Here is a 25306-nt window from a genome sequence, read left to right on the forward strand (position 1 = left end):
TCTGAATCAGGACAATACGGTCGACTCGCGCTGCGTCGCGAGCTGCATGATCTTTTCCTGCGTGGCGTCGGCCGCGCGCAATTCGCCGGTCACGCGGCCTTCGCACATCACGAGAATCCGGTGGCTCATGCGCAGCACCTCGGGCAGTTCCGACGAGATCATCACGATCGCCTTGCCGTCGGCGGCGAGCGCGTCGAGCAGCTTGTAGATCTCGCTTTTCGCGCCGACGTCGATGCCGCGCGTCGGCTCGTCGAAGAACAGGATGTCGCAGTCGCGCAGCAGCCACTTCGCAATCACGATCTTCTGCTGGTTGCCGCCCGACAGCAGCCGCGCGGGCTGCGCGACCGACGGCGTGCGGATCGCGAGCTGCCGCACGAACGCCTGCGCGGTGTCGCGCATCTTGCGTGCATCGAGAAACAAGCCGCGGCGCACGAAGCGGCGCATGCTCGACAGCGCGATGTTGTTCTGCACGTCCATCCCGACCGCGAGCCCGAAGTGCTTGCGATCCTCGGACAGGTAGCCGATTCCGTGCGCGACCGCGTCGGCCGGCGTGCGGATCGTCACGGTCTTGCCGTGCACGCGGATCTCGCCCGCGTCGACCGGGTCCGCACCGAACACCGCGCGCGCGACCTCGGTGCGGCCCGCGCCCATCAGCCCCGCGAAGCCGAGGATCTCGCCGCGCCGCAGCGTGAAGCCGACATCGCGGATCGCGCGGCCGCGCGACAACTCGCGCACTTCGAGCGCGACGTCGTTCGCGGACGTATCGGGCGGCGTGCGGTGCTCCGCATCGAGCTGGCGGCCGACCATCATCGCGATGATCGCGTCCATCGACGTTTCCGCCATCGGCACCGTCGCGACGTACTTGCCGTCGCGCATCACGGTCACGCGATCGGCGATCTGGCGCAGCTCGTCCATCTTGTGCGAGATGTAGACGATACCGACGCCGTGCGCGCGCAAATCGCGGATGATGCGGAACAGCTCGGCGATCTCCGCGTTGTTGAGCGCGGCGGTCGGCTCGTCCATGATCAGCACGCGCGAGTCGAACGACAGCGCCTTCGCGATCTCGACCATCTGCTGCTTCGCGACCGTCAGCCGGCCGACCGGCGTGCGCGGGTCGAGATCGAGCCGCATCCGCGCGAAGATCGCGGCCGCGTCGCGATTCAATTTGTCTTCGTCGACGAACACGCCGAAGCGGCCGCGCGGCTCGCGGCCGATGAAGATGTTCTGCGCGACGCTCAGGTGGTTCATCAGGTTCAGTTCCTGATGGATGATGCCGATCCCGAGCGCCTGCGCGGCGCGCGGGTCGGCGATCTCCACCGCACGGCCTTCCATCAGGATCTCGCCGTCGTCGCGCTGGTAGACGCCGGCGAGGATCTTCATCAGCGTCGATTTGCCGGCGCCGTTCTCGCCCATCAGCGCATGCACTTCGCCGGCATGCAGGTCGAAACGGCAGTCGTCGAGCGCCTGTACGCCCGGAAAGCGCTTGCCGATGCCGCTCAACGCAATCAGCGGCGGCGCGGCGTTCAGGTTCGGGTCGGGTTGCATGGGGTCGGGGTTCCGGTGCATTCAGCCGATCGCGCGGTCGAGATGCGTATAACCGCCATCGACGAACAGCCACTGGCCCGTCGTGTGCGATGCGCGCGCCGACAGCAGGAACACGGTCGTATCGGCGATCTCGTCGGCCGTCGTGAAGCGCTTGCCGAACGGCACCTTGCCGGCGATTTCGGCGAGCTTCGCATCGGGATCGTCGAAGCCGGCGAGCCAGTTCCTGTAAAGCGGCGTCATCACCTCGGCCGGGATCACCGCGTTCACGCGCACGCCGTCGTCGCGCAACGCGACGGCCCATTCGCGCGTCAACGCGAGCTGCGCGCCCTTCGACGCGCAATAGCCGCTCGTGTTGCCCTGCCCGGTGACGGCGGTCTTCGACGAGATGTTGACGATCGCGCCGCGCGCCGCCTTCAGGTGCGGCACGCAGTAGTGCGCCATCACGTAGTAGTGGATCAGGTTGCGTTCGAGCGATGCGACGAATGCGTCGCGCCCGGCGTCGAGGCCGATGCTGTCGTTGATGCCCGCGTTGTTGACGAGGCCGTCGATGCGGCCGAAACGCGCGACGGTCTGCGCGACCGCATCGCGGCATTGCGCGTCGTCCTGCAGTTCGACCGACACGCACGCGGCGTGCGGCTGCTTCTGTACAAGCTCGCGCCAGAACGCGTCGTCGGGCGTGTGGCGCGCGAACACCACCGGAATCGCACCTTCGCCGGCGAGCCGCATCGAGATCGCGGCGCCGATGCCCGAGGCACCGCCGGTCACGATCACGACCTTGTCTTGCAGGTTCAAATCCACTTCGCGTCTCCGTCGTTCATGTTTTCTCGCCGCGCACGACGCGCGTCGTGTGTCGCCGTGCTTCAGCCGCGGAACAGGTACTGCTCCAGCGATTCGGGCTTCATCTCGATCGAGAAACCGGGCGCCGTCGGCGGCATGTAGGCTGCGCCGCGCACCACGCACGGCTCGACGAAATGCTCGTGCAGGTGATCGACGTATTCGGTCACGCGCCCTTCCTTCGTGCCGGAAATGCACACGTAGTCGATCATCGACAGGTGCTGCACGTACTCGCACAACCCGACGCCGCCCGCATGCGGACACACGGGCAGCCCGTACTTCGCGGCCATCAGCATCACCGCGAGAATCTCGTTCACGCCGCCAAGCCGGCACGCGTCGATCTGCACGACGTCGATCGCGCCGCGCGCGATGAACTGCTTGAACAGCACGCGGTTCTGGCACATCTCGCCGGTCGCGACCTGCACGGGCGCGATCGCCTTGCGGATCTTGCGATGCCCTTCGACGTCGTCGGGGCTCGTCGGCTCCTCGATGAACCACGGCCGCGCGAACGCGAGCTCGCGCACCCAGTCGATCGCCTCGTCGACTTCCCACACCTGGTTCGCATCGATCATCAGCTTGCGCTCGGGGCCGATCACCTCGCGCGCGATCGTCACGCGGCGGATGTCGTCCTCGAGGTTCGCGCCGACCTTCAGCTTCACGTAGTCGAACCCCGCTTCCACCGCTTCGCGGCACAGCCGGCGCAGCTTGTCGTCGCTGTAGCCGAGCCAGCCGGCCGACGTCGTGTAGCACGGGTAGCCGTCGCGCTCCAGCGCCGCGATCCGCGCGGCCTTGCCGGGCGCCTGCCGGCGCAGCAGGTCGAGCGCTTCGTCCGGCGTCAGGCAGTCGGTCAGGTAGCGGAAGTCGATCGCGCGCACCAGCTCCTCGGGGCTCATGTCGGCGACGAGCCGCCACAGCGGCTTGCCCTCCGCCTTCGCCCACAGATCCCACACCGCGTTGACGACGGCGCCGGTCGCCAGGTGGATCGCGCCCTTGTCGGGGCCGATCCAGCGCAACTGGCTGTCCGACGTGACGTGCCGCCAGAAGCGGCCCATGTCCTCGCGGATCCAGTCGAGGTCGAGGCCGACGACGAGGTGGCGCATCGCGTCGATCGCCGCGCAGCAGATTTCGTTGCCGCGCCCGATGGTGAACGTGAGCCCGTGACCTTCGAGCCCGTCGCGGTCGGTTTCGAGCACGACGTAGGCCGCCGAATAATCGGGGTCCGGATTCATCGCATCGGAGCCGTCGAGCTGGCGCGAGGTCGGAAAGCGCACGTCGAGGACGCGCATCGATCGAATGATAGGCATGACGAACCGTCCGTTAAAGGAAATCAGGCCTGCACGGTGCGCTGGCGCTGCTCGCCGAGCCCGTCGATGCCGAGCGTGATCACCTGCCCGGCGCGCAGGTAGACGGGCGGCTTCTGCCCGAGGCCGACGCCCGGCGGCGTGCCGGTGGAAATCACGTCGCCCGGCTGCAGGCTCATGAAGCGGCTCAGGTAGCTGATCAGGTGCGGGACGCGGAACACCATCGTCGCGGTCGTGCCGTTCTGGTAGCGGTGGCCGTCGACGTCGAGCCACAGCCGCAGCGCGTGCGGATCGGGCACTTCGTCGGCCGTCACGAGCCACGGGCCGAGCGGCCCGAACGTATCGTTGCCCTTGCCCTTGTCCCACGTGCCGCCGCGTTCGAGCTGGTATTCGCGCTCCGACACGTCGTTCACGACGCAGTAGCCGGCGACGTGCGACAGCGCGTCGGCTTCGTCGATATAGCGGCCGCCCCGGCCGATCACCACGCCGAGCTCGACTTCCCAGTCGGTCTTCTCCGAGCCGCGCGGAATTTCGACGTCGTCGTTCGGCCCCGAGATCGCGCTCGTCCACTTGCCGAACACGACGGGCTCCTTCGGCACCTCCATCCCCGATTCGGCCGCGTGATCGGAATAGTTGAGCCCGATGCAGATGAACTTGCCGACGCGCCCGACGCACGCGCCGAGCCGCGGCGTGCCTTCGACGAGCGGCAGCGACGACGGCGGAATGTCGCGCAGCCGCGCGAGCGAGGCCGGCGACAGCGCGTCGCCGGCGATGTCGTCGATCACGCCGGACAGGTCGCGGATGTGGCCCTGCGCATCGAGCAGGCCCGGTTTTTCATGGTGTTTGTCGCCAAATCTCAGCAGTTTCATGGGGGTGTCTGAACGGAAAGTAGGGAGGAAGGCGTGGTCGGTTTGACACGGTCAGTTTGACCAGCCGCCGTCGATCAGGTGAATGGCGCCGGTGGTAAATGCGGACTCGTCGGATGCCAGATAGGTCGCCAGCGCGGCGATCTCGTCCGCCGTACCGACGCGCCCCATCGGCTGGCGCGCGACAAAGGCGGCGCGCACCGCGTCGATGGTCGTGTTCTGCGTCCGCGCCTGCTCGGCGATACGGGCCTCGAGCGAAGGCGACTCGACCGTGCCGGGGCAGATCGCGTTGCAACGAATGCCTTGACCGACAAAATCGGCGGCCACCGCCTTGGTCAAGCCGATCACGGCCGCCTTGGTGGTGCCGTACACGAAGCGGTTCGGCACGCCCTTCACACTCGACGCGGCCGACGACATGTTGACGATCGACGCGCCGCCCGCCGCGAGCATCGCGGGCAGCAGCGCGCGGATCAGCCGGTACATCGACGTGACGTTCAGGTTCAGCGAAAACGCCCACGCGTCGTCGTCGCAGTCGAGGATCGAGCCGTGATGCACGTAGCCCGCGCAGTTGAACAGCACGTCGAACGCGCGTTCGCTCGCGGCGAGCGCAGCGACGTCGTTCGCATCGGTGACGTCGAGCCGACGCGTGGTCAGCCGGCCGCCCGCGCGTTCGGCGTCGGCCGCGAGCCGCACGAGCGCGGCTTCGTTGATATCGGTCGCCAGCACGTCGGCGCCCTCGCTTGCGAACCGCAGCGCGGTCGCGCGGCCGATGCCCTGCCCGGCCGCCGTCACCAGCGCCCGCTTGCCCTGCAATCTCATGAGCACCTCTCCCGTAAAAGCCGGCCGCCAGTCGGCCGATTGGCACAAAGGACTAAAGGTCCAACCAATCATAGGAAGTGATTGCGCGTTTGTCACGAATTTGGGATTCAGTATTTACCCGGGCAGGTAAATTCGGCGGATGGACAAGAATCCGGTGCTCGACCGGCCGTGGCAGCGCGCTTTCGGATTCACGCAAGCCCAATTCCGGCGGGCTTCTCGGCCGGTTTTTCGCATGCACCCCGACGCGGCCGCCGCGCCAAACTGGCAAAAAAGTCATGTTCGCGTCAGCGTCTCAACGGGATGCGCGCGCCATCATGGCCTTGCCGGACCGCGTTTCCGATACATCGCCTCCCCGCCCGCGTTCGATCCCTGCGGGCACTCCGTCCCCCGGCGATGTATCCCGTGACTGGGCGAGCAGACACGGCGCGCGGGCCGATTTTCCGCCCCGGACGTTCCGTCCGGGGCGTTTTTGTCCGTGGATCCCCAGAAAATGAGCGTGGATTGTTTCTAAATCGGCAAAAGGTAATTTGAGCCAGACAGGATGTTTTTTCCGGTCACAGACGCTTACATTTAGCGCACCACTCATGGAACCCGCTACGGATTCGCCATCGGGTAGTGACATCCACTGCCACGACCGAACCGCACGAGCTTTAGGAAACGGCAAAATGAAGGCCTCCCAATCCCTGCCTGTGCTCGATCCCCCCGACGTCCACGTCGAAATCCTCGAACAGTCCGATACGCTGCTCGTCGTCCGCTGGGTCGAACCCGGCCGCTGTCACTACGGCGAACAGCGCTGGCGCCGCCGCTTCGCGCAACGCACCGGCACCTGCGCACTGTCGCGCCAGGTCATCCATCGCGGCGACGAAGTCTTCCGCCCGGCCGAACGCCCGGCGCCCGCGAACGCGGCCGCGATGATCTCCGCCGCCGAAGTGCTCGGCCTCGCCGGGGGCAGGTAAATCCTGCCAGCCGCGTACCGCGGCCCGCTGCACCACGCCGCGCGTCGACCCTAGAAGCGCCGGTCTAATTCCCCCGCTTGTCTGCCACGTCCGCACGCACTATCGTTACACCACTCAATGTAACGATTACGTGCCGCGGTCGATCGGCCGTGTCGATGGAGACAGACATGCATGCATGGAGCGCGCGCCACGTCCCGGCGCAGGGCGGCAAGGTCGCGGTCGTGACCGGCGCCAACAGCGGCCTCGGCTGGCAGCTCGCGGAAACGCTAGCCGCAAAAGGCGCAACCGTCGTGATGGGCTGCCGCGACGCCGCGCGCGCCGCGCAGGCCGTCGATGCGATCCGCCGGCTCCATCCCGATGCGCATGTCGAAGTCGATGCGCTCGACCTCGCCGATCTCGCGTCGATCGAACGCTTCGCGGCCGACGTGTCCGAACGCCACGGCCGCGTCGACATCCTCTGCAACAACGCCGGCGTGATGTTCCTGCCGCTGCGGCACACGCGCGACGGCTTCGAGATGCAGTTCGGCACCAACCACCTCGGCCATTTCGCGCTGACCGGCCATTTGCTGCCCGCGCTGAGCGCCGCGCGACGCGCACGCGTCGTGACGATGTCGAGCGGCTTGAACCGCGGCGGCCGGATTCGCGTCGACGACCTGCGCGCCGAGCATCGCTACAACCGTTATCTCGCCTATTGCGACAGCAAGCTCGCGAACCTCGTGTTCGCAATCGAACTGCAGCGCCGCTTCGAGCGCGCCGCGTTCGCCGGGATCAGCGTCGCCGCGCATCCCGGGTATGCGGCGACCAACCTGCAGTTCGCGGGCCCGGCGATGGACAGTTCGCCCGCCCGCGCCGCGCTGATGCGCGCCGCGAACCGTTATCTCGCGCAGCCGGCCGACCTGGGCGCACTGCCCGCTATCCACGCGGCGACATCGCCCGATCTCGCCGGCGGCGCATATATCGGGCCGTCCGGCTGGTTCGAATCGCGCGGGCTGCCGGCGCCCGCGAGCGTGCCGCGCTCGGCGCGAGACGTGGCTTCGGCGGCGCTGCTGTGGGAAGCATCGGAAGCCGCGACCGGCGTGCGCTTCCTCAGCTCGGGCGCGCCGGCCGGGCGCTCGCCGGGCCGGCCGTTCGACACGGCGGCCGACGCGCACTGAACTGCGCGTCGCGATCCGCAACATTCTTCATACTTATTACATCAACCGAAAAGAAAGCCGGCTGAAAGACTGATTCGGCGCACCACTGTTACCGCCCAGGAAACAATTTATCGTCAAAATCAGCGTTTACCCTCAACCATCCGATGACTAAGATTTGATCAATCGCTTAAGACATGGTGTCGAGAGCGAACTCAATAAAACACCGGAGGTCATCATGAAATCGCTCGTTTCCGCAGTCGTTGCCGCTGCCGCCCTGTCCGCTTCGTTCGGCGCATTCGCGCAAAGCACCGTGACCCGCGCTCAAGTGAAGAACGAACTGGTCCAGCTCGAACAAGCCGGCTACAAGCCAGGCGTGTCGAGCCCGTACTACCCGAACGACATCCAGAGCGCGGAAGCACGCGTTCATGGCGCCGACGCCAGCGGCTACGGCGCGCAACCGGCTCCGCTCGTCCACTCGGGCGCCCCGGCTGCCGCGGCGTCGTCGAACGCACGCGATTCGATCTTCTTCGGCCAGTAAGCCGATGCGCCCCCGGCGGGCGCCGCGCGTCGCGCGATGAAGCCGTATCCGGACGAGCCCCTTTGCGGGGCTCGTCCTTTTTTGTGAAACGCATACCTCCGCCGCCCGGCAGCGGGTGGCTTCGCCCGGGCGCTTTGCGTCCGGGCGCTTTTTCGTCTGCGAAGCATGCGTGTGTGCAAGATGACGCCGTGTGCGCCGCCGGTCAGCGCGGCACGGCCGCGGCAGGCACCGAACGCGACAACACCCGCCACCGCGACAGCAGTTCGTCGCGATCGACATAGCAGCCCTGCAGATGCCGGCGGCCCGTCGACGGATCGAACTCGGTGCGTGCATGCAGCACACGCCGGTTGTCGAACGCCCACATGTCGCCCGCCCGCAGCCGACGCTGCACGCGAAAGCGCGGCTCGCGCGCGAGCGCGAGAAACCGCCGATAAGCGCGATAGACGGCCGCAACCGATCCGGCCGGCGCATCGAGCGGCCCGCGCAGGAAGTTCGCGACACGCACCTCGGTCACGTTGCCGCGCGCATCGAGCCCGATCACCGGCGCCGAACAGCGGTAGTCGCTGTTCGCACTCTTGTTCCAGAACTCGAACGGCGTCGACGCAAGCTGCTCGAAATCGGCCGGATGCTCGCGCCGCAGCGCGTCCGCGAGTGCGAAGCCGTCGAGGAACACGCTGTCGCCGCCCGTCGCGTCGTTCGCGAGGCAATGCAGGAACTGCACGCCCGGCTGCAGCTCGCGCGTCGGCAGATCGGTGTGCGGCGGCAGGTTCAGCGACGTATACGCATTGCTGTCCGGGCGCGGCTTCGATTCGACGTCGAACAGCACGCCGAAATTGCTCTCGCGGATCAGGCCCACGCGGCGCGCGATCTCGTCGACGCGGCCACGCTCGGCCGGCACGCCTTCGACGAGCGTCAGCCCGGTGCGCTGCAACGCGGCGAGCCAGGCGAGCAATGCGCCGTCGTCCTCCATCACGTCGCGCCACGCGAACACGCCGATCGCCGTCGCATCGTCGCCAGCCCATACGTGCCGCCCGTGCGCGGCCTGGCGCTCGGCGCGCGACGCGTCGTCGTACGCATGCGCGCGCAACCAGCCCGGCGACCACGCGCTGCGATGCCCGTCGTTCCACTCGACATGCAGCGCGCCGTCGGTTTCGACGTGTACGGTGAGCGCCGACAGATCCTCGCGCGCGTCGGCGATCTCGAACACCTGTTCGCGTGTGACCGCATGCACGCATGCGGAGCACGCGCAGTTGTCGCGCAGCCAGTCGAAGTGAAACGGCGATCGTCGCGCGTCGCTCCATTCGACGTCCACCGCTCCGTCGCCGATTGCTACCGCGGCAATGGCCGCATTGGCCGCGTCGGCGGAAAACGTCCGCCAGTCCTCGATACGGTGTTGCGCTACCTGCATCGTTGCCTCCCGGAAACGCCCGCTACGCGTGTGGTGCAAGCAGAAACCCGCCGACCGTCCGGTGCATCCGCGCCGCCTGCGGGCTCGTCCCGAGCGCGCGCCAGCAGCCGTGCACCAGCCCCTCTCCCATCCAGTAGTGCGCAGCGCCGCCGGCCGCACGAATCCGTTCGACGTACACGCGCGCATCGTCGCGCAGCGGATCGTGCTCGGCGCCGATCGCGAGCACGGGCGGCAAGCCGTCGAAACGCGACGCCGCGAGCGGCACCGACGCACGCAGCAGCGGGTTGCCGTCCAGCAGCGCATCGGGCAGGTCGCCGTCCAACTGGCCGTCCAACCGGTCGTCCCAGTACAGCGCGCGATAGCGATGGACGTCGTCGAGCGTCAGCATCGGCGCATGCGCTTCCGTTTCGCGCGCGGGCGATTGCGGTTCGAACCCGAGCATCGGATAGACGAGTGCGATGCCGTCGATGCCGCCTTCGCCCGCATCGCGCAGCGCGGTCGCGACGGCCGCCGCGAGCATGCCACCCGCGCTGTCGCCCGCGAGCGTCAGCGGCCACGCGCACGGCCCGAACGGCCAGCGCGCATCACGCGCGGCGCGTGTGACCGCGAGGCAATCTTCAAGAGCAGCCGGTGCGCGGTGTTCGGGCGCCAGCCGGTAGTCGACCGCGATCACGTCGAGCCCCGTGTCGGCCGCCAGTTGCGCGGTGATCAGTGCATGACTGTCGAGCGAGCCGACGACGAAGCCGCCGCCATGAAAAAACAGCACCGTGCCGCGCGGCGTACCGTGCGCGGCCGTGTAACGCCGCAGTGCGATCGCGCGTCCGTCCGGTGCGTGCCACACGGCATCCTGCTGCACGATGCCGGTCGGCAGAGCCGCCGGTGTCCACTCGGCCGCGAAGCGGTCGTAGAGGCGGCGCTGCTCGCCGGGCGAGCGCGCCGCCGCGTCGGCCGGATACCACGTGTCGACGGCTGCGACGAACGCCGCGATTTCCGGTTCGAGCATCGCATGCCTCCGCGGTTGAAGATCGACGCTAGCGCCGCGGCGGCAGCCCGATCACGCGGCCCGCATACGCCGGCTCCGCGCAATCGCGCTGCAACGCATGAAGCTCGGCCACGCGCGCGGCGACGTCTTCATCGAACGGCGCAGACTTCGCGCCGTCGCGCGTATCGACGTGCAGCAGCATCTGCTCGCTCGCCGATACCGCGTCGTCGTGCCCATCCGCGAACAGTTCGAGATACAGGTGCAGCCGCTTCGCGTCGTGCGCGAGCACGCGCGCATCGACGCGCACCTGCGTGCCCTCCTTGATCTCGTGCAGGTAGTTCACGTGCGCTTCGAGCGTGTAGACCGAGCGGCCCCGCTCGCGACGCGCGGCGTCGTCGAGGCCGATGCGATCCAGCAGCGCATCGGTCGCGAAGCTGAAGATCAGCAGGTAGAACGCATCGCGCAGGTGGCCGTTGTAGTCGACCCATTCGGGCCGCACCACGTCGCGGTATATCGTCAGCGGGGTATCGCCCGTCATCGCCTGTCCTTTAGTCCTCGAATCGCATCCCGTGCCGCGCCTTCACCGCGGCGATCGATTTCAGCACCTCGGTGATGCACTCGTCGCGATAGCGTTCGAGTTCCTTGATGCTGCGCGTGCCCTGCTGTTCGGTCGTGCCTTCGACGACGCTGTCGATCAGCGCGTCGGTGAGCGTCGGCGCGACCAGCTTCGTCCACGGCAGTTCGAGCGCAGGGCCGAACTGCTGCATGAAGTGTCGCATGCCCGCGTCGCCGCCCGCCAGCGTGTAGGTCAGGAACGTGCCCATGAACGACCAGCGGATGCCCGCGCCGAAACGGATCGCGTCGTCGATCTCGCCGGTCGTCGCGACGCCTTCGTTGACCAGGTGCAGCGCCTCGCGCCACAGCGCTTCGAGCAGCCGGTCCGCGATGAAGCCCGGCACTTCCTTGCGCACGTGCAGCGGCCGCATGCCGAGCTTGCGATAGATCTCCATCGCCGCTTCGACCGCTTCCGGCGACGTGCGCTCGCCGCCGAGCACCTCGACGAGCGGCAGCAGGTAGACCGGATTGAACGGATGGCCGACCACGCAGCGCTCCGGATGCGTCGCACGCGCGTAGAAATCCGTCGGCAGCAGCCCCGACGTCGACGACGCGATGATCGCGTCGGGTTTCGCCGCGCGGCTGATCTGCTCGTGCAGTTCGAGCTTCAGCGCCTCGCGCTCGGGCGCGCTTTCCTGGATGAAATCGGCATCGGCGACGCACGCTTCGATCGTCGGCACGAAACGCAGCCGCGCGGGATCGGCGCCCGGAGCGAGGCCGACGCGTTCGAGCGCGGGCCACGCATTCGCGACGTTCGCACGCAGCCGTTCTTCCGCGCCCGGCGCGGGGTCCCATACGACCACGTCCAAACCGTGCGCGAGCGCGCGGGAAATCCACCCGCTGCCGATCACGCCGGTGCCGATGGCGGCGAACGTCTTGATGTCGGTCTTCACAGCCATGTCAACGCATCCTTCAATTCAGGGGAAATTGGTGGGCGACCACGCCTGTGCGCGCCGCCATGTCGTATCGGTCAGGCAAAACTCACGCGAATTCGGCGATCGCGCGGCGTTCGAGCGGTCGCTCGCCGCGTGCGGGCAGGCCAAGCTTGCGGCGGCCTTCGGCTGGCGTCAGCACGCGGGCGCCGAGCCGTTCGACGATCTCTCGCGCGCGCTCGACGAGCGTGCCGTTGGTCGCATGCACGCCGCGGTCGAGCCAGATGTTGTCCTCGAGGCCGACGCGCACGTGGCCGCCGAGCAGCATCGCCTGCGCGACCATCGGCATCTGCATGCGGCCGATCCCGAAGCCGGCCCAGTGCGCGCCCGGCGGCAGGTTGTCGACCATCGCCTTCATCGTGCCCGTATCGGCCGGCGCGCCCCACGGAATGCCGAGGCAAAGCTGGAACAGCGGCGGATCGTCGAGCAGCCCTTCCTTCAGCAACTGCTTCGCGAACCACAGATGGCCCGTATCGAAGATCTCCAGCTCCGGCTTCACGCCGAGCTCCTGGATGCGCTTCGCGCCGGCGCGCAACTGCGCGGGCGTCGACACGTAGATGTAGTCGCCGTCGCCGAAATTCAGCGTGCCGCAGTCGAGCGTGCAGATCTCGGGCAGCAGTTCCTCGACGTGCGCGAGACGCGTGAGGCCGCCGACCAGATCGGTGCCCTTGCCGAAGCGCATCGGGTCTTCGCCCGGGCCGATCTCGAGATCGCCGCCCATGCCGGCCGTCAGGTTGATGATCACGTCGACGTCGGCCGAGCGGATGCGGTCGACCACTTCGCGGTACAGGTTCGGGTCGCGGCTGCCGCGCCCCGTCTGCGGATCGCGCACATGGCAGTGCGCGACGGTGGCGCCTGCCTTCGCGGCTTCGATCGCGGCGGCCGCGATCTCCTTCGGCGTGACCGGAATCGCCGGGTGCTTGCCGACCGTATCGCCCGCGCCGGTGACGGCGCAGGTCACGATGACTTCATGGTTCATGCTGATTGCCTCGCTTGACTCTGGTTATTTCGCATTGCTGATGTTTTTTCGGTGCACGCGTCGTGCAGCGCGCAGGCCATTACAGGCCGAGATACGCCTTTACGGCGGGCAAGCCGTCCTTGCCGTCGAACGTCTTGACGCCTGCGAGCCACGGATCGAGCACCTGCGGGTTCTTCTTCAGGTAGGCCTTCGCGGCGTCGGCCGGCTTCGTCTTGTTCATCACCGACTGCATCAGCTGGTTCTCGAGCTGCGTCGAAAAACGCAGGTTCGTGACGAGCTTGCCTGCGTTCGGGCAGCGCGCGATGAAGTCGGGCGCCGTCAGCGTGTACACGCGCGCTTCGCCGTAGTTCGGGCCGAACGACGCGTCGCCGCCGGACAGGTAGTTCATGCTGAGCTGGATGTTCATCGGATGCGGTTCCCAGCCCAGGAACACGACCCACTTCTTCTCGCGGATCGCACGCTCGACCGTCACCAGCATCCCGGCCTCGCTCGATTCGACCAGCTTGAAGCCGCCGAGCCCGTACTGGTTCGTGTCGATCATCTTCTGGATCGTCGCGTTCGCGCTGCTGCCCGGCTCGATCCCGTAGATCTTGCCGTCGAGTTCCGCGCGGTGCTTCGCGATGTCCTCGAAGGTCTTCAGGCCGGCCTGGTATTCGTAGCTCGGCACCGCGAGCGTGGCCTTCGCGCCGGACAGGTTCGGCGTTTCGACGACGTTGATCGACTTGCTGTCGAGGAACGGCTGGAGCTGTTTCTGCTGCACGGGCCACCAGTAGCCGAGCGACACGTCGAGCTGCTTGCTCTTCAGGCCGGCGAACGAGATCGGCACCGACGCGATCGTCGTGGTCGGCTTGTAGCCGAGCGCCTCGAACACGGTCGACGCAAGCGCCGTGGTCGACGTGATGTCGGTCCAGCCGATATCCGCGAAACGCACGGTGCGGCAGGTCGCGGCATCCGTTTCGGCACGCGCCGCGTTCGTGAACGCGGCGGTCGCCAGCACGGCCGCGACAAGCGCGGCGATCTTCGTCGACTTCATGGTTCGGTTCCTCCCGGTGGGACTCGTCGCAGCCGGTGCGCGGGGTGTGCGCCGGCCTGCATCGTGGGAGTAAAAGTAACGAGCCATATTGGCCGCGAGAAGACCGGCGGCGACCTGTTCTTGACTATTTGCGACTATGGGTGGAAACCACTAGTGTTTTGGAGAGGCTTGTTGGACGGGGTTTTGCCGCGTGTTTTGGGTGAAGCGGGCTTGTCCGCATGCGGCGCGAGGCTTTCGATTCCGTCGGGAAGGGACGGGATGCCGATGCGGCTTCGGGCTCGAAGCTGGAGCCGCTCGGATGTATTGACCAGGTCGGCCCGGCGACTTCCACAGCGCGCTTGATCGTACGTTGGAAAGCCGTCCGTCCGTTCGTAGAAACAGACGTCTACACGATCGTCCCGCGAGCAATCGTTGCTCGAACCATCGTGCTGCCCTTCCTCCAGCAGCCGAAAGACCGTTTCACATTGCGGAACTCGCGTCGAATTCCCGCGGCATCCCTTTTTCGCCGCTTGAAAACTTGTTTTGCATCGCAAAAATCGCCACGCATCTCATTGAAAAACAAGGGAAATTTATGTCTTATGTCTTATATAAGACATCATCAAAAGCGCATCGAGCGGCGTTACTATTCAGTCATGCAGTTCGCTTCGACATACGGAGCGCCACGCTCGACCATTTACTCAAACGCGCTTTGCTCTCAGGAGATTGACATGGCCCAGTATCAAGACGACATCAAGGCAGTTGCCGGTTTGAAAGAAAACCACGGCAGCGCGTGGAATGCCATCAGCCCCGAGTATGCCGCCCGCATGCGTGCCCAGAACAAGTTCAAGACGGGTCTGGACATCGCGAAGTACACCGCCAGGATCATGCGCGCCGACATGGCCGCTTACGATGCCGACCCGGCGAAGTACACGCAGTCGCTCGGCTGCTGGCACGGTTTCATCGGCCAGCAGAAGATGATCTCCATCAAGAAGCACTTCAACAGCACCGAACGCCGCTACCTTTATCTGTCCGGCTGGATGGTGGCCGCGCTGCGCTCCGAGTTCGGCCCGCTGCCGGACCAGTCGATGCACGAAAAAACCGCCGTCAGCGCGCTGATCCGCGAGCTGTACACGTTCCTGCGCCAGGCCGATGCCCGTGAGCTGGGCGGCCTGTTCCGCGAGCTGGATGCAGCCGAAGGCGCTGCGAAGGCCGCCATCCAGGAAAAAATCGACAACCACGTAACGCACGTCGTGCCGATCATCGCCGACATCGACGCGGGTTTCGGCAACGCGGAAGCCACGTACCTGCTGGCCAAGCAGTTCATCGAAGCGGGCGCATGCTGCATCCAGATCGAAAACCAGGTGTCCGACGAGAAGCAGTGCGGCCACCAGGACGGCAAGGTCACCGTGCCGCACGAGGACTTCCTCGCGAAGATCCGCGCGATCCGCTACGCGTTCCTGGAACTGGGCGTGGACGACGGCATCATCGTGGCCCGTACCGACTCGCTGGGCGCCGGCCTGACCAAGCAGATCGCGGTGACCAGCACGCCGGGCGACCTGGGCGACCAATACAACTCGTTCCTCGATTGCGAAGAATTGTCGGCCGACCAACTGGGCAACGGTGACGTCGTCATCAAGCGCGACGGCAAGCTGCTGCGTCCGAAGCGCCTGCCGAGCAACCTGTTCCAGTTCCGCGCCGGCACGGGCGAAGCGCGCTGCGTGCTGGATTGCGTCACCGCACTGCAAAACGGCGCCGACCTGCTGTGGATCGAAACCGAAAAACCGCATATCGCGCAGATCGGCGGCATGGTCAGCGAGATTCGCAAGGTCATCCCGAACGCGAAGCTGGTGTACAACAACAGCCCGTCGTTCAACTGGACGCTGAATTTCCGTCAGCAGGCGTATGACGCGATGAAGGCCGAGGGCAAGGATGTGTCGGCATACGACCGCGCGCAGCTGATGAGCGTGGAATACGACCAGACCGAACTGGCAGCGCTCGCCGACGAAAAGATCCGCACGTTCCAGGCCGACGCATCGCGCGAAGCCGGTATCTTCCACCACCTGATCACGCTGCCGACGTACCACACCGCCGCGCTGTCGACCGACAACCTGGCCAAGGAATACTTCGGCGACCAGGGCATGCTGGGTTATGTGGCCGGCGTGCAGCGCAAGGAAATCCGCCAGGGCATCGCCTGCGTGAAGCACCAGAACATGTCCGGCTCGGACATCGGCGACGACCACAAGGAATATTTCAGCGGCGAAGCGGCGCTGAAGGCGGCGGGTAAGGACAACACGATGAACCAGTTCTGATACCGGCATACCCGAAGCGAAACGCCAGCCCAGCCGGGCTGGCGTTTTTTTTCATTCGGGAAGTCGTTCCGGCGAACTGCCGTCGACCACCGCGCGCCGGACCGTGCGTACCGCAAAAACGCGCTGAAGCCGGGCAAAACCCGCGATAATCTCCCGCTGACGCTGACCGTTCGGCGCCTGCGAGCCGGCCGCGGCGTGTGCCCGTCCGTTCGCAATCCCGTGCGATGTGCGACGACCACCGGATTCCATCCCCTGCCCCGATGCCCGAGGATTTCCACTTCCTGTTGCTGCCCGGCTTCTCCGCGCTCGGCTTCATGTCCGCGGTCGAGCCGCTGCGCGTCGCGAACCGCTTCCGCACCGAGCTTTACCGCTGGCACGTGATCAGCGCCGACGGTGCGCCGGTCACCGCGAGCAACGGCATCCCCGTCGCCGCCGAAGCCGCGTGCGCGGACGTCGCGCAGGTCGATACGGTGTTCGTCGTCGCGGGTTTCGATCCGCTCGTGTGCTACACGCGCGCGCTCGGCGACTGGCTGCGCCGCCAGCACCGGCACGGCGCGACGCTCGGCGGCATCGACACGGGCAGCTTCGTACTCGCGGAAGCCGGGCTGTTCGACGCGTCGCAGCCGCTGACGCTGCACTGGGAAGCGCTGGCCGCGTTCCGCGAGCGCTATCCGGGCCTGAACGCGACGCAGGAGCTGTTCGAGATCGACGACCGGCGCATCACGTGCGCGGGCGGCACCGCGTCGATCGACATGATGCTCGACCTGATCGGGCGCCGGCACGGCGCCGATCTCGCGGCGGCGATCTCCGAGCAGTTCGTCGTCAGCCGCATCCGGCAGCGCTCGGACAGCCAGCGGCTCGAGATCGCCGCGCGCTACGGCGTGCACAACCGCAAGCTGATCCAGGTGATCGGCACGATGCAGCAGCACATGGAAAATCCGCTCGGCTCCGACGCGCTCGCGCAGGACGTATCGATCACGCGACGCCAGCTCGAACGGCTGTTCAGCGCGACGCTGAACGATACGCCGACGCATTTCTACCTGAACCTGCGCCTCGATCGTGCTCGCGAACTGCTGCAGCAGACCGACATGAGCATCACGTCGGTGTGCGTCGCGTGCGGGTTCGAATCGCCGTCGCATTTCTCGCGCACGTATCGCGCGCGGTTCGGCTTGAGCCCGCGCAGCGACCGTCGCGCAACACGCTGATCGTCGCGGGTTTTAATCACAATCCTGCGTGGTATTGCGCGTTCCGGCGGCGTTTCCCGCCGCTCGCTGAACAATGCCGGCGATCGATCGACGGACCGAAGCGATCGTCGAAAATAATTTGCAATGTCGCCGAAAATATTCTGTAACATACCTCGCAATTAGATAGGCAGCCTAACGAGACGAGAGACTGGATTCGACGCATGTCGATCCGCGCAAGGCTGCCGGCCGATATCCAACCGATATCAGTATCGATCCGAGGGGTCTGACATGACGATGCTCGCTTCGCCGTCGCCGCACCTGCCTGCCGTTCGCTTCCCCACCGCTGCTCCCGCCTGTTTCTTCTCGACCTGACATTTAGGTTTCCTTAGTCAGTCGACGCTCCCAACACCGCTTCGCCGCACCGGTTCCATCGAGCCGGCGCGCGGGCCGTGTCGTGCCTGCGCGCCACGAGTACGCGGGCGTGTCCAACCGTTGAGATGAGGATCACGTATGCAGACATCACGCAAAGCATTGCCGCTCGCCCTGGGCCTTGCGCTCGGTTTCGGCATCGTCGGCGGCGCCGCGGCCGATACGAAGGTCTCGAATCCGCAGGCAGCGAGCCTGCGCGAAAGCCTGACGCGCGGCGTCGCGCCGCCCGCCGCGAAAGCCGATACGGCCGCCGGGCAGTTCCGCGCGGACGGCGTCGCCGTCACGCTGTACAACCCCGCGTATCGCGTGAAGAAGGCCGCCGCGACACCCGCTGCAACCGCGCGCGACTTCGTCGTAACGCAGGCGACGCAGCTCGGGCTCGACGCGGCCGCGCTCGCGAGCCTCGTCGTCACGTCGGAGCGCGACGATGCCGACTTCACTGTCGTGCGCCTGCAGCAGCAGGCCGCCGGGCTGCCCGTGTACGGCAGCGACATCGCGGTGACGGTCGCGAAGGACGGTCGCATCCTGTACGTTGCGAGCAACACGATCAACGGCGTGGTCGCGACGTCGCGCAAGTCTCAGGCGGTCGACCAGCAGCAGGCGCTCGACCGTGCGCGCGCGTATCTCGGCGTGAGCGGCTTCACGAATCTCGACGCGCAGCTCGTCGCGTTCGTCGACAAGGCCGGCACGCACACCGCATGGAAGGTGCGCGGCCGCCCGCAGGACGGCCCGAAGGGCGACTGGGAACTGCTGATCGACTCGGGCAGCGGCGAAGTGCTGCGCGCCGAGGACAAGGCGTTCTATGCCACCGACGGCACGGGCTTCGTGTTCCGTCCGGATCCGCTGTCGCCGACGAAAAGCAGCTACGGCAGCACCGGCTACAAGGACAGCAGCGACGCCGATTCGACTCAGCTCACGGCCGCGCGCGTGCGCGTGACGCTGAAGGATCTCGGGCAGTCGAGCGCGCGCTACGCGCTGTCGGGCCCGTATGCGGCGTGCGTCGATTTCGATGCGCCGCGCGACAACGCGTGCCCGCTGCAGTCGACGCCCGCGTTCGAGTTCACGCGCGGCAACCTGTATTTCGAGGCTGTGAACGCGTACTACCACATCGACACGTTCCTGCGCTACGTGAACCAGACGCTCGGCATCAAGGCGTTGCCGTACCAGTACACGGGCGGCGTGCAGTACGATCCGCACGGCGAATCGGGCGACGACAACTCGTCGTACTCGTCGAGCAGCGGCCGGCTGACCTTCGGACAAGGCGGTGTCGACGATGCCGAGGATGCGGACGTCGTGATTCACGAACTCGGCCACGGCATCCACGACTGGGTGACCAACGGCGGCCTGTCGCAGCAGGAGGGGCTGTCCGAAGGCACCGGCGACTATCTCGCCGCCGCGTACAGCCGCGACTTCAACCAGTGGAGCCCGTCGGACGCGCAGTACAACTGGGTCTTCAACTGGGACGGCCACAACGAGTACTGGGGCGGCCGCGTGACCAACTGGAACGTCGGGCGCACCTATGCGCAGGCGCGCGGTGCCGAGATCCATACGGCCGGCCAGTATTGGGCATCGTGCAACCTCGTCGCGCGCGACGCGATCGGCGCGCAGGCGATGGACAAGGCGTTCCTGAAGGGGCTGTCGATGACCAACAGCTCGACCAACCAGAAGGCCGCCGCTCAGGCCGTGCTGACGGCCGCCTCCGCGCTCGGCTACAGCAGCGCGCAGCTCACGGCGATCGGCAATGCGTACAACAAGAGCTGCACGTACGGCGTGACCGTGCCGCAGAAATCGTAGTTCCGCAGCAGGCGGGGGCGCATCGCACGACCTGCGGCGCGCCCTCCTCCTCGACATCGTTACCCTCGCGAGATCGAACATGCCTACTCTGAAACTCACTCATCTGAGCGCCGCGCTGGGCGGCATGCTGTTGACTGCAGCCGCGCATGCGGCCCCCGTGTGGATCACGCTCGGCGATGCGGCGTTCCGCCAGCTTCAACGCATCGATGCGAGCGCGACCGCGCAATACAGCACGACCGTCGATGCCGGCAAGACGGCCGATGGCGCCGCGCGCCGCGAAACGGTTCATGTCGTCGAGATCGACGATTCGCGACTCGGCGAGCTGGCCCACGCCGTGCACCGCACGCGCGGCCACGGGCCCGGCTACGTCGTGCACGATTCGTTCGACGAAGCGCGCCAGGCGCTGCAGCCGTTGCCGCCGGCGCTCGCGAAGCACGCCGCGGCACCCGCGTACAAGGTGTCGAACGTGCCGCAGATCGGCACCTGGATCCAGCAACTGCAGGCCAGCAACATCGTCGGCACGATCACGTCGCTGTCGGGCTTCACGAACCGCTACTACACGACGTCGCACGGCGTTGCCGCATCGGACTGGCTCGCGCTGCAGTGGAAGCAACTGGCGGGCGCGCGCGCCGACATCACCGTCGAACAGTTCGCGCACACGGGCTTTCCGCAGAAATCCGTGATCCTGACGATCCGCGGCAGCGATCCGGCCGCGGGCACCGTCGTGCTGGGCGGCCACCTCGATTCGACCGTCGGCCGCACGACGGAGAACACGCGCTCGCCCGGCGCGGACGACGATGCGTCGGGCATCGCGAGCCTCACCGAAGCGCTGCGCGTGCTGCTCGCGAACAACTACCGGCCGAAGCGGACGATCAAGTTTGTCGGGTACGCGGCAGAAGAAGCCGGCCTGCTCGGCTCGAAGGCGATCGCGAAACAGTTCCGCGCGCAGAATGCGAACGTGGTCGGCGTTTTGCAGCTCGACATGACGAACTACAAGGGCGATCCGAAGGATATCTACCTGATCACCGATTACACGAACGCGTCGCAGAACACCTACCTGACGAATCTGGCGAAGACCTACCTGCCGGAACTCGCGATCGGCACGTCGCAGTGCGGGTATGCGTGCTCGGATCATGCGTCGTGGAATGCGCAGGGCTATCCGGCGTCGTTCCCGTTCGAGGCCGACCAGAACGACAGCCCGTATATCCATACCGTGAACGACACGCTGGAGAACTCGGATCGCCAGGCAAACCACGCGCTGAAGTTCGGCAAGCTGGCGCTGGCCTATGCGGTCGATCTCGGCGGGGATGGCTCCGTAGCCGTGAAACCCTGACGGCAGGGGGGCAAGTCGTTCGTCGATCCGGAAACGAAGGACGCATGTGCTCGCGGCTCGCACACGCGTCCTCCGTGAAGGGTCCGCCGCCGGCATCGTGCGTCACCTCCGTCGCACGCTTGACTCCCGTCGAACCGCGAACGCGTGCTCATCCGGATAGAATCGTCGTTCGATCACTCCGCTACACGCTTCCCCCATGACCGACACCACCCGCTCCGTCGACGATCTGTCGCCCGCTCGCGTCACGACCGCATTCGACCTGCCCGGCCATACGACCGTTCGCTCGCTCGGCGTCGCACAGGGCATCATCGTGCGTTCGCGCTCGATCGTCGGCTCGTTCGGCGCATCGCTGCAGACGATCTTCGGCGGCAACATCACGCTCTACACGTCGCTGTGCGAGAAAGCCCGCCAGCAGGCATTCGACAAGATGCTCGCCGATGCGCGCAAACTCGGCGCGAACGCAGTCGTCGCGATGCGCTACGACTCGACCGAGATCGGGTCGGGCGTCACGGAAGTGATCTGCTATGGCACGGCCGTGCGTGTGACGCAGGACGCGTGACGCCCATCACACGTCGCGCTCGAGCGACTTCATGTTCGTGAGCTGAGGAAACAGCCGCATCCACGCGATCGCGACGGCAATCGTCGCAGCACCGCCGACGACGATTGCCGTCGGCGCACCCCACCATGCGGCCGTCACGCCCGATTCGAATTCACCGAGCTGGTTCGACGTGCCGATGAACAGCGAATTGACTGCGCTCACGCGCCCGAGCATGTCGTCTGGCGTACGAAGCTGCACGAGCGACAGGCGCACGACGACACTGACCACGTCCGATGCGCCCAGCGCGGCCAGCGCAACGAGTGACAGCGCGAAGTGCCGCGACAGCCCGAACACGATCGTCGCGATGCCGAACGCGATCACGCCGCCGAACATCGCGCGGCCCGGCCGCCCTTTCAACGGGAAACGCGTAAGCCACAGCGTGCCCGCGAGCGCGCCGACCGCGGGCGCCGCGCGCAATGCGCCGAGCCCCCACGGCCCGACTTGCAGAATGTCGCGCGCGTAGATCGGCAGCAGCGCGGTCGCGCCGCCGAACAGCACCGCGAACAGGTCGAGCGACAGCGCGCCGAGGATCGCCGGTTCGCGCCGAATGAACCCGATCCCCGAAAACACCGAACGCAGCGTGACCGGCTCGCGTGCAGGCGGCGCGCTGCGCAGCGGAATCGTGCCGCTCAGCACCGCCGCGATCGCGAATGCCACGACGCTTGTGCCGAACGCGACGGGCGCACCGACACCGTAGAGCAGACCGCCGAACGCGGGCCCGAGGATCTGCGCGGCCTGGTTCGCGGACGTCGACAGCGCGGTCGCGCGCGGCAGGTCGGTGCGAGGCACGACGGCCGGCAGCAGCGACGACACCGACGGCGACTCGAACGCACGGGCCGTGCCGACGATCGCCGCGAGCGCATACACGGCCGGCGCGGCCAGCCACCCTTGCACGGCGCCGAGCAGGAACACGCCGGCGGCCAGCGCCTCGACGCCCTGGCAGATCGTCGCGATGCGCCGGCGATCGTAGCGGTCGGCTACTTGCCCGACGACGAGCGTCAGCGCGAACATCGGCACGAACTGCGCGAGGCCGACGAGACCGAGTGCGAACGCGCTGTGCGTGAGCGCGTACACGTACCAGCCGATCGCGACCGACAGGATCTGGAAAGCCAGCGACGACATCACGCGTGTGCCCCAGAAGCGCTGGAACGGCGCGTGACGGAACAGGTTGGCAGGTAACGGGGAGGAAGGAGCGGGTTCGGGTAAGTGGGCGGTCATCGGGGTCTCGGCGATCGGCGGTGCGTGACGCAACCGCTCAACGAGCGGCTACCTGCGCATGTGCGTGCTTGCGCAACGACTTGCCCATCGCGACGCGATATCGGTCCCCGGTCGTGGAGACAGTCGGCTGGACAGCGCAGACGCGGCAAAATCGCGATGATATGCCAATCACGGCAAAACGGCCGTTCGATCGGCCGAGGCAGGAGCGCACTACACCGGCGCATCCGTCCCGCACCGCAAAAAAGAAGTTCGTCGTGGATTTCCGGGGAACGCGGGGCAGACTGTCGGGGATCGGCCATCTATCGCCGTTCATCCGTTTCGTGGAGCGGTCAGTCGAACGCCGGATCCGCACCAGGTAGCTGACAGTCACGCACCAGTCAGGCTCATCGCGTCATCGACGGGAGCAAATCGGCGCACGCTACCCATGCTGAACGCGCGTCGCGTGTTTGACCGGGGATTTCGAACTGGACTGGGCTGTTCGTCTTTTGCTGATCACGATGGTATGGGCGGTGGCTGTGCTGCGGTGACGGTTGTGTAATAACCCATACACGGACGCGGCCGGCTTGCCAGAGCATCGCGCCGAAGTCGGATTGCGTTGATGAACGATTCGACCAACCCACCCGGTATTGCTACGGAAGTACTCATACCCTATCGGAATCCTTCCGGGATTCTGCATGAAGCGGTATCCAGCAAACATCTGCTAAATCAATTCTGGGCGCACAGCGCTACAGGAACCTGCGTAACAGCGGAGAATCGACGTGGTTCCATGGCCAGAATGCGGCGTGATCGCTTCCAACGTGATTGGAACCGGGAACTTCCAGTTCTATATTGAACGAGAGATTGTCCCATGCGTTACCAGAAAATAATGCGCATCTTGAGGCTCCTCTCCGCTTGTGTGATTGCAATGCTGGCCGTTGCGACAACGGCGTGTGCGGCGGCATCCGAAGCGTCGCGCGAAGGTGGTCCAGACACACCGCAGTGGCGATCCGCACTTCACTACACACCGCAGCGCAACTGGATGAACGACCCCAACGGACTGGTCTACTACCAGGGCCTGTACCACCTGTTCTACCAGTTCAACCCGAATGCCAACGTATGGGGCGATATGTCGTGGGGACACGCCACCAGCCGGGATCTGCTCCACTGGAAGGAACAGCCGGTCGCGATGCGCGCGAACCCGACCGAGGAGTTTTTCTCCGGCTCGATCGTCGTCGATGCGCACAACACTTCCGGACTGGGCACCGCGTGTTCGGCGCCGCTCGTCGCGCTTTACACAAGCGTATACAAGGCCGCCTCCGGCCATGCGCCCGGCACCCAGGCGCAGTCGCTTGCCTACAGCAACGATGGCGGTCGGACATGGCGGCAGTACGCACACAATCCGGTGCTCACCCTCAACCCGGAATCAAAAAACTTTCGCGACCCGAAGGTGTCGTGGTACGCGCCGGGCGGCTACTGGCTGATGACCACCGTGGTCGCCGACGCGCACGTCGTGAAGATGTACCGCTCGCACAACCTGATCGACTGGGAATTTCTCAGTGATTTTACGCTGCGCAACATCCCCCATCACGGAACGCTCTGGGAAATGCCGGACCTGTTTCCGCTGCCACTCGACGGCGACAGTCGCAGGCAGAAGTGGGTGATGATCGTCAACGTCAATCCGTGGTCGATTGCGGGCGGCTCCGGCGTGATGTATTTCGTCGGCCACTTCGACGGCCGCACGTTCACGCCGGAGCATGTGGCGCCGGCCGGCTCGGATCCTGCCGAGTACCAGTGGCTCGACAACGGCGCCGACTACTACGCGGCTGGCACGTTCGCCAATGCGCCGGACGGCCGGGCGATCACGATCGGCTGGATGAGCAACTGGGACTACGCGGCGCAGATCCCGACCACACCGTGGCGGGGCGCCATGGCGCTGCCCCGCGTGCTCGCGCTGAAAACCATTAACGGAATGCCGCGGCTCACGTCCGCGCCGGTCGCGCAGTATGCGTCCTTCGTGCGAGGCCTTGCGGCGACGCACGTGAAAACGCTGACGGTGTCGTCGGCAACCCGCGAACTCGCGCCGGCCACGCGCGGCGCCGTGCAGAACATCGACGTGACGATCAGCCCGCATTCGGCCAGGCGTGCCGGGCTCATCGTGCGCGGCTCGGCCGATGGTGAGACGGGCACTCGGATCTTCTACGACACCGCAAACCGTACCTTGACGCTCGACCGGTCGAGGTCCGGCGACACCCAGTTCTCGAACGCGTTCAGCAAGCAGCACGTTGTCAATTTGCCGCTGGAGAACGGGAAGTTGCACCTTACCGTGCTGGTTGACCGGAATTCGGTGGAAGTGTTTACGGGCGAGGGCCATGCCGTCATCACGGACCTCATCTTTCCGGCACCCGACGACAATCGCGTGTCGGTCTTCGCCGACAACGGCGACGCGACGTTCATCGATATGACGATTACCCGTCTCGCTGGTCCGCGCGGTGCGGAACAATAGTGCAAAAAGCTGGCGCGAAAGGTCGGATGAAAACGGGGC

At 66.3% G+C, this 25306-nt stretch carries 21 protein-coding genes; 9 read left to right on the forward strand and 12 right to left on the reverse strand.

Annotated features, from left to right (window positions below; genetic code table 11):
• Positions 1 to 6: 6 nt before the first annotated feature.
• From AC3WLY_RS06125 to AC3WLY_RS06145, 5 genes are all read right to left on the reverse strand, one after another.
• A complete protein-coding gene (locus tag AC3WLY_RS06125) occupies positions 7 to 1545 on the reverse strand; it encodes a sugar ABC transporter ATP-binding protein (RefSeq protein ID WP_492308073.1) in 1539 nt (512 codons plus the stop codon).
• A gap of 21 nt (positions 1546 to 1566) precedes the next feature.
• Positions 1567 to 2343 carry an SDR family oxidoreductase gene (locus AC3WLY_RS06130; RefSeq protein ID WP_492308072.1) on the reverse strand — a complete coding sequence of 259 codons (777 nt, stop codon included), beginning with the start codon at positions 2341 to 2343 and terminating at the stop codon, positions 1567 to 1569.
• Positions 2344 to 2405: 62 nt separating this feature from the next.
• Complete coding sequence (locus tag AC3WLY_RS06135) at positions 2406 to 3683, reverse strand: L-fuconate dehydratase (RefSeq protein ID WP_175962257.1); 1278 nt, start codon at positions 3681 to 3683, stop codon at positions 2406 to 2408.
• A gap of 23 nt (positions 3684 to 3706) precedes the next feature.
• On the reverse strand, positions 3707 to 4549 hold the full coding sequence (locus AC3WLY_RS06140; RefSeq protein WP_111018759.1) for an ureidoglycolate lyase: 843 nt from the start codon (positions 4547 to 4549) through the stop codon (positions 3707 to 3709).
• Between the two features lie 51 nt (positions 4550 to 4600).
• Complete coding sequence (locus AC3WLY_RS06145; protein WP_175962255.1) at positions 4601 to 5365, reverse strand: SDR family oxidoreductase; 765 nt, start codon at positions 5363 to 5365, stop codon at positions 4601 to 4603.
• Between the two features lie 665 nt (positions 5366 to 6030).
• Between AC3WLY_RS06145 and AC3WLY_RS06150 the strand changes: the two genes are divergently transcribed.
• From AC3WLY_RS06150 to AC3WLY_RS06160, 3 genes are all read left to right on the forward strand, one after another.
• Positions 6031 to 6321, forward strand: coding sequence for a DUF3331 domain-containing protein (locus AC3WLY_RS06150; RefSeq protein ID WP_034180711.1), 291 nt, complete (start codon positions 6031 to 6033; stop codon positions 6319 to 6321).
• Positions 6322 to 6488: 167 nt separating this feature from the next.
• Positions 6489 to 7475 carry an oxidoreductase gene (locus AC3WLY_RS06155; protein ID WP_492308071.1) on the forward strand — a complete coding sequence of 329 codons (987 nt, stop codon included), beginning with the start codon at positions 6489 to 6491 and terminating at the stop codon, positions 7473 to 7475.
• 214 nt (positions 7476 to 7689) lie between these two features.
• On the forward strand, positions 7690 to 7992 hold the full coding sequence (locus AC3WLY_RS06160) for a DUF4148 domain-containing protein (protein WP_034180712.1): 303 nt from the start codon (positions 7690 to 7692) through the stop codon (positions 7990 to 7992).
• Between the two features lie 202 nt (positions 7993 to 8194).
• Here the strand turns inward: AC3WLY_RS06160 and AC3WLY_RS06165 are convergent, their stop codons facing one another.
• From AC3WLY_RS06165 to AC3WLY_RS06190, 6 genes are all read right to left on the reverse strand, one after another.
• Complete coding sequence (locus tag AC3WLY_RS06165) at positions 8195 to 9400, reverse strand: TauD/TfdA family dioxygenase (RefSeq protein ID WP_492308070.1); 1206 nt, start codon at positions 9398 to 9400, stop codon at positions 8195 to 8197.
• A 22-nt stretch (positions 9401 to 9422) separates the two neighbouring features.
• Positions 9423 to 10403, reverse strand: coding sequence for an alpha/beta hydrolase (locus AC3WLY_RS06170; RefSeq protein ID WP_492308069.1), 981 nt, complete (start codon positions 10401 to 10403; stop codon positions 9423 to 9425).
• A gap of 28 nt (positions 10404 to 10431) precedes the next feature.
• A complete protein-coding gene (locus AC3WLY_RS06175; RefSeq protein ID WP_425130050.1) occupies positions 10432 to 10920 on the reverse strand; it encodes a thioesterase family protein in 489 nt (162 codons plus the stop codon).
• Positions 10921 to 10930: 10 nt separating this feature from the next.
• Positions 10931 to 11896 carry an L-carnitine dehydrogenase gene (locus AC3WLY_RS06180; RefSeq protein ID WP_034180716.1) on the reverse strand — a complete coding sequence of 322 codons (966 nt, stop codon included), beginning with the start codon at positions 11894 to 11896 and terminating at the stop codon, positions 10931 to 10933.
• 82 nt (positions 11897 to 11978) lie between these two features.
• Positions 11979 to 12908: a 3-dehydrocarnitine:acetyl-CoA trimethylamine transferase CdhC gene (gene cdhC / locus AC3WLY_RS06185; protein WP_175962250.1), complete on the reverse strand. Its 930-nt coding sequence runs from the start codon at positions 12906 to 12908 to the stop codon at positions 11979 to 11981.
• Between the two features lie 79 nt (positions 12909 to 12987).
• Positions 12988 to 13941 carry a choline ABC transporter substrate-binding protein gene (locus AC3WLY_RS06190; RefSeq protein WP_072441929.1) on the reverse strand — a complete coding sequence of 318 codons (954 nt, stop codon included), beginning with the start codon at positions 13939 to 13941 and terminating at the stop codon, positions 12988 to 12990.
• Between the two features lie 707 nt (positions 13942 to 14648).
• Between AC3WLY_RS06190 and AC3WLY_RS06195 the strand changes: the two genes are divergently transcribed.
• The 5 genes from AC3WLY_RS06195 to AC3WLY_RS06215 all read left to right on the forward strand — a co-directional run bounded on the left by AC3WLY_RS06195 (position 14649) and on the right by AC3WLY_RS06215 (position 21528).
• Positions 14649 to 16229: an isocitrate lyase gene (locus tag AC3WLY_RS06195; RefSeq protein ID WP_175962290.1), complete on the forward strand. Its 1581-nt coding sequence runs from the start codon at positions 14649 to 14651 to the stop codon at positions 16227 to 16229.
• A 260-nt stretch (positions 16230 to 16489) separates the two neighbouring features.
• Complete coding sequence (locus tag AC3WLY_RS06200; RefSeq protein ID WP_175962289.1) at positions 16490 to 17434, forward strand: GlxA family transcriptional regulator; 945 nt, start codon at positions 16490 to 16492, stop codon at positions 17432 to 17434.
• A 489-nt stretch (positions 17435 to 17923) separates the two neighbouring features.
• Positions 17924 to 19636: a M36 family metallopeptidase gene (locus tag AC3WLY_RS06205; protein ID WP_492308068.1), complete on the forward strand. Its 1713-nt coding sequence runs from the start codon at positions 17924 to 17926 to the stop codon at positions 19634 to 19636.
• Between the two features lie 79 nt (positions 19637 to 19715).
• Positions 19716 to 20969, forward strand: a complete 1254-nt coding sequence (locus AC3WLY_RS06210; RefSeq protein WP_310132368.1) for a M20/M25/M40 family metallo-hydrolase — start codon at positions 19716 to 19718, stop codon at positions 20967 to 20969.
• Between the two features lie 196 nt (positions 20970 to 21165).
• On the forward strand, positions 21166 to 21528 hold the full coding sequence (locus tag AC3WLY_RS06215) for a YbjQ family protein (protein ID WP_072441940.1): 363 nt from the start codon (positions 21166 to 21168) through the stop codon (positions 21526 to 21528).
• Positions 21529 to 21534: 6 nt separating this feature from the next.
• Here the strand turns inward: AC3WLY_RS06215 and AC3WLY_RS06220 are convergent, their stop codons facing one another.
• Positions 21535 to 22785 carry an MFS transporter gene (locus tag AC3WLY_RS06220; protein WP_492308067.1) on the reverse strand — a complete coding sequence of 417 codons (1251 nt, stop codon included), beginning with the start codon at positions 22783 to 22785 and terminating at the stop codon, positions 21535 to 21537.
• An 847-nt stretch (positions 22786 to 23632) separates the two neighbouring features.
• Here AC3WLY_RS06220 and AC3WLY_RS06225 point away from each other — a divergent pair.
• Positions 23633 to 25267, forward strand: coding sequence for a GH32 C-terminal domain-containing protein (locus tag AC3WLY_RS06225; RefSeq protein ID WP_310132361.1), 1635 nt, complete (start codon positions 23633 to 23635; stop codon positions 25265 to 25267).
• Positions 25268 to 25306 lie beyond the last annotated feature (39 nt).

This window comes from Burkholderia sp. FW306-1C-G01B (genome assembly GCF_058781685.1).